Origin of the sequence: Novipirellula sp., assembly GCF_041583735.1 — a bacterium.
Lineage (GTDB): Bacteria > Planctomycetota > Planctomycetia > Pirellulales > Pirellulaceae > Novipirellula.
Genome location: NZ_JBFHFD010000622.1, coordinates 1 through 5,117, shown reverse-complemented (window position 1 = coordinate 5,117; position 5,117 = coordinate 1). Strand labels below are relative to the sequence as shown.

The 5,117-nt window shown below is 57.8% G+C and carries 2 protein-coding genes; one reads left to right on the top strand and one right to left on the bottom strand.

Features of this window, described 5'->3' with window-relative positions:
- Positions 1 to 275: 275 nt before the first annotated feature.
- Positions 276 to 4,037: a circumsporozoite protein- membrane associated protein gene (locus ABX962_RS29670; RefSeq protein ID WP_372724947.1), complete on the top strand. Its 3,762-nt coding sequence runs from the start codon at positions 276 to 278 to the stop codon at positions 4,035 to 4,037.
- A 94-nt stretch (positions 4,038 to 4,131) separates the two neighbouring features.
- On the opposite strand, the gene ABX962_RS29665 is transcribed toward ABX962_RS29670, so the two are convergent.
- The coding region (locus ABX962_RS29665; protein WP_372724945.1) for an HD domain-containing protein at positions 4,132 to 5,117 on the bottom strand (986 nt) is incomplete at its 5' end.

Sequence of the window (5,117 nt, the reverse complement as noted above, 5' to 3'; positions counted from 1 at the left end):
AGTCCCGTTTGCGTAATAGTGTAGCAGGAAGTTGCGGTTGTCACGCCTAGGTGTCGGATTACCAGTTCCGATCCTATTTGCCCCCCGATCGAACGCAGCGGTTAGCACGATTATGCCATGTTCCCCTTGATTGGTTTGCAGTCAGGACGCCGCTAAAATGAATTTCGCGGTCGACAAGCTCGATTTGGCAGTTCGTACGATGAGCGTTCTGGGTATCCGTTGAGCTATACTTAAAGAGCCAATTTCCTCCGTCTACGCAAGTTTTGACGTTATCTATGTCGCAACCGACTACCGTTTCGCCGACCCCGCCTCCCGCGGCCAATCGCGATCAAAACGCGTTCCAAGGCGTTGCGAGTTTGATTGAATCGAGGATCCGCGAGGCTCAAAATGCACTCTGGTGGTCCGAATTCATTCGCAGCATTTTACGAATTTTTATCGGCGTTTTCGTCGCCGTGCTGCTCTGGGTCGTGCTTGACCAGTGGATTTACACTCCCGGAATGCTTGCCCGTGTGGCGGGTTTCTTTGTGCTCCTGGGGTGGGTGGTGCATCAAGCGGTCACGCGGGTGTTGCCCGTCATCAAAGGAACGATTCGGCCTGAGTATGCCGCTCGGTCTCTCGAGCGCGATGTTCCCGAGATGCGTCAAGAGTTGACCAGCTACGTGACGCTCCGCGACCAAAGCGACTCGCCTAGTCTGAACGGCAAAGTCATTCGATCCATCGGCGCTCATGCGGCAAGCCGGCTTCGCAGCCACGACGCGCTGCCGGTCGAAGCCACCGGAACGCTTCGCTGGTGGATCGCCGCAGCAAGCTTGATGGCGATCTTTTTCATCTATGCCGCGCTGTCACCGAAAAACAGTTTTCATTCCGCTAGTCGGTTGGTGATGCCCGTCGCATCGATCGAGCCGGCAAAACGAGTCAAGATTCGTGACGTTATCCCTGGCGATGCCGAAGTGCTCGCGGGGCGAACCGTCGAGGTGTCGGCCGCAGTCGAGGGGCTGCGGCAAGACGAGCCGGTGGTGTGCCGCTGGCAACTCAAAGATCGCGAAGCTCAAATCACGTTGGTTCGCGATGCGGATTCCGGTCGCTTTGCCGGAGAGGTCACGCTTGATCATGCCTCGTCCGGCCAAGTGCCTTATCAAATTGTGGCAGGCGATGATGTCGCCGGGCCTTACTATCTGAGCGTCCAAGACGTTCCGGTCGTCGCGGTTCAGTCGATCCGCTACGAGCCGCCGGCTTACACGCAAAAACAGCCTCACACCAGCAGCAGTGCGGCGATCACCGCGCTCGATGGAACGCGAGTCACGGTGACCGCGCGAACGAATCGTCCGATCGAAAAAGCAACGATCCAGTTCAATCCAAAACCGCTCGGCGATTTGGTGCATGCGACAGCGGGCGAGTCGGCGATGAGCATTGATGATTCGGGCACCCTCGTGACCATTACGTTTCCCGTTCGCTATGCTCGCCAACGCTCCGCTGCGGTGCAGTTGGAAAGTTATCGCATCAAGGTCTGGGACAAAATCGGACAAACCAATCCCTCCCCGATTGTTTATCCGATTCGTGTCAATGCCGACTTGTCGCCCGAGGTCACGATCGTGATGCCGCGACAATCGCCCAAGAATATCCCGATCGACGCTCAGCAGATCGTCGAGATTCATGCGGCCGATGCTGATTTTGGTTTGCAGCAAATCGAAATCGAAATTCGTCGTGGAATCGAAGTGCTCGAGCGTGCGACGCTGTGGAGCGACCCGCTCGGCAAGAAAGGAAACCAGATTGCCGAGTACCGTTTTCGGCCTCACGAGCATTTCCTGCGTGTCGGTGATGCGGTTCAAGTCACCGCGATCGCGACCGACAATCGACAAGATGAATCGGATCCGTTGGTCGAACCCAATGCCACAAAAACCGATCCGGTAGAACTTCGCATTACGATGAGCGAACCGGTACCCAACGAACCGGCGGCGGGCGACGGTTTGTCATCACCTGATAACAAACCCGCAGCGGATCCCAACGCCAGCGAGGCTTCAGGCGAAGGAGGGCAGGGCGGTTCCGGTGGTTCGTCGGCCGCGGGCGGTAAAGGTGAATCAGGCAAACAATCCGGCGGTTCGTCCGGTGGCGGCGAAGGTGGCGAGTCGGGGGAACCCCAAGACGGCGACCAAGAAAACCAATCCGGTTCATCCGGCGGCGGTGGAAAACAGTCGAGCGATCGAAATGAAGGCGGTGATGAAAATCCGTCCGAAGGCAGCGGGGCAGGGCAGGGCGGTTCGAGTCAGGGCGATGCGTCGAATTCAAACCCCAGCTCAAAACCCGCAGGCGATTCGATGGAAAATTCCGAGGCGAGTGACTCGGGGAGCGATCCGGCGACGCAGGGCGATGCGGATCCAAATCAAAAACCTTCTGGCGATGAAAGCGGTTCTGAAAACGCAGAAGGTGGCAATCAAGGTGCTGGAAATCAACCGCAAGGTTCGAAGTCCAGCGATCCGCAGAATGCGGGCAAACCGTCCGGCGATTCCAAAAATGGGGCAGGGCAGGGCAGGGCAGATGAAGGCATGATCGATCCTTCGAAACAAGATTCACCCAATCAAAATGCTTCGAATTCGGGCGGCTCGGGCCAGCAGTCCAGCGAGTCTCAAGATGCAGACGCTCAAGATGCAGGCTCGCAAGGGGCGTCGGGCTCACAAGACTCCTCCGCTGGCGGCGGCGAAGCGGGCAAGCCCGAAACGCCCGAGCATGATGGGGAAGCGTTCGAGCGGATTCGCGATTACCTCGACAAAAAGAAACAAGAGCAAGCGGGCCAGGACGCACAAAACAATTCCGCAGCCAAGTCGGAATCTCATTCGGGTCAAGACGGCGAGAATCCATCGGGTTCCAAAACCGAAGGTGCGGGCAAAGAGAATGAATCGAGCAAAGGGAACGGCGCGGGCAAAGAGAGTGAGTCCGGGCAAGGCAACGAATCAAACGAAGGTCAGGATTCTGAAGCGGCATCCAGCGATGCGGGGGCAATGCAATCCGATGCAAACAAGCCAGGCGGAGACGACCGCGGGGCAGGTAAATCAGCAACCGATCCGGCTGGCAGCGAAGCCGCTGGCGATGCTGCGGCTGAGAATCAAGGCGGAGCGGGCGAGTCGAGTGATGCGATGCAAGATGATGCCAAAGCGGCTAAGGGCGACGATGCAGCGGGCCAGTCCGCCGAGAATGCTAGCGAGCAGAGCGGCGAAAAGGGAAGCGACAAAGGGGCCGGCAGCGACTCGATGAACGAACAAGGCAGCGGCGAAAAGGCTGACGGCGAACAGGGCAGCGGCGAACAGGGTGCCAGCAAACAGGACGGTTCCGAGCAGCAGCAGGGTGACGCAGCCAAGGAGAACGCGGGGGAGACCGCAGAAGGGAAGCAGGGGAGTGACGCAAAGCAGGGAAGCGATGGAAAGCAATCTCAGTCAGGTACACCTCAGGATGCTGCGTCCAAAGCCAATCAAGACACGAAGCCGCAAGGCAGCGAGTCGCAATCAGGACAAGCTAACGAATCCGGATCGAACTCCAAATCGTCACCCCAAGCGGGACAGCCTCAGGACGCGTCGAACGATCCTTCGGCTTCGTCGGGCCAGGGCAGTAATGGCGCAGGTTCGGGAGCGGACACTGGCGAAGCGGCTGCCGATTTGCCGCCGACTCCCGACCCGATCGACCTTGATTACGCCAAGAAGTCGACCGACATGGTACTCGATTACCTCGAGGAAACTCGCGATCAACCCGATCAAGAGCTTTTGGAAAAACTGAATTGGAGCGAAGACGACATGCAGCGGTTTGTCGATCGCTGGAAATCGGTTCGCGAACTGGACAACGCCAATCCAAACGACCCGAATGCTAAGAGCGAATTGACCGAAGCGTTAGAAAGTTTGGGGATGCGTCCACCGACGCAAGCCACCAGTCAACGTCGCGAGCAATCCGATGCATTACGAGGACTGCGTGATTCCGGCAACCGAACGCCACCGCCGGCGGCCTACCAAGACGCCTTCGACTCTTTCCGCCGAGCCATCGGCGGAAAGTAGTGGATCTTGCTAAAGATCCTTCAATAATCGTAGGCCCGGTTCCCACCGGCTGGTTTGTGATCGGCTGGTTTGTGATCGGCTGGTGCAACCGGCCCTACTCGAACATCTCGTCCAGCTGCTCGATGTACTGCAGCGCCTCTTCGGGCTCTTCCACCTCGGCTCCGGGGACACGTCCGGCTCGGTCGCAATCGCCTAACAAGCAAAGGTCCTCGAACCACGGGTGAGCGGCCAGACGTTTACGACGTCGCGCCCCGATCGTGCGGTCCTGGATCTTATGCGACTCCATGTGATGCTGGATCAGCCAAGCGGTTCGCTCGCTAATGAAGCCCTCGAGTGCTTCCAGACCGCTGGCGACATGATCGTCGGGATCGATCGCCTTGCCGACATCGTGCAGTAGCGCCGCCAGCAAAAACTCTTCGTCGTACGGCATCACGTCTTTCGCTAGTGCAAAGACCTGCATGCTGTGAAACAACGCGTCGCCCTCGGGGTGGTAACGCGGGCTTTGCCGCACGTTTTCCAGTGGCACTAGCAGCGATAAGAATACATTCGAGCGATCGGGGCATGCATCCATGGTCAACATTTGCTCGGCTTGCCCGTTCGCATCGACGTCATGTTCGATCGCGATTACTCGTTCGAGTTCCCCGATCCCGGCGCGTTCGATCGGCTTTCCGGTGATCGAACTACGGAAATTGAATCCCAGTAGCGAAGGATGGTAGACCGTCAGCTCGATTGGGAATTGATCTCGCACATGGATGTGCGTAAATACTCGCTGTTGTCCATCTTTGACAATCCGCTTGCGTTCCAATTCATACTGAATCCCAAGGTCATCCAATTCGACGGTTATCGAATGGGGATTCCCCGCGAAGACATGCAAGTCGATATCCGATCCTTGTCGAATCGCCCCTGTCAGAACGCTGCCAATTAACTTGGGATGAAACTGGCTGAATCGGCGCATCCACCACACGGCGCGGAGACGCATCTCCAGCAGTCGCTCTGCTTGCGTGTCGGCTCCTTCATGCATGCGCGCCAACACCTGGACTTGCTCGCGAACCTCCGCATTGGTGGGCAATTCGCTTGGCT

What these genes read in the sequence shown, in the direction of transcription:
- ABX962_RS29670 (WP_372724947.1), top strand. Translation starts at nt 276, where the DNA reads ATGTCGCAACCGACTACCGTTTCGCCGACCCCGCCTCCCGCGGCCAAT.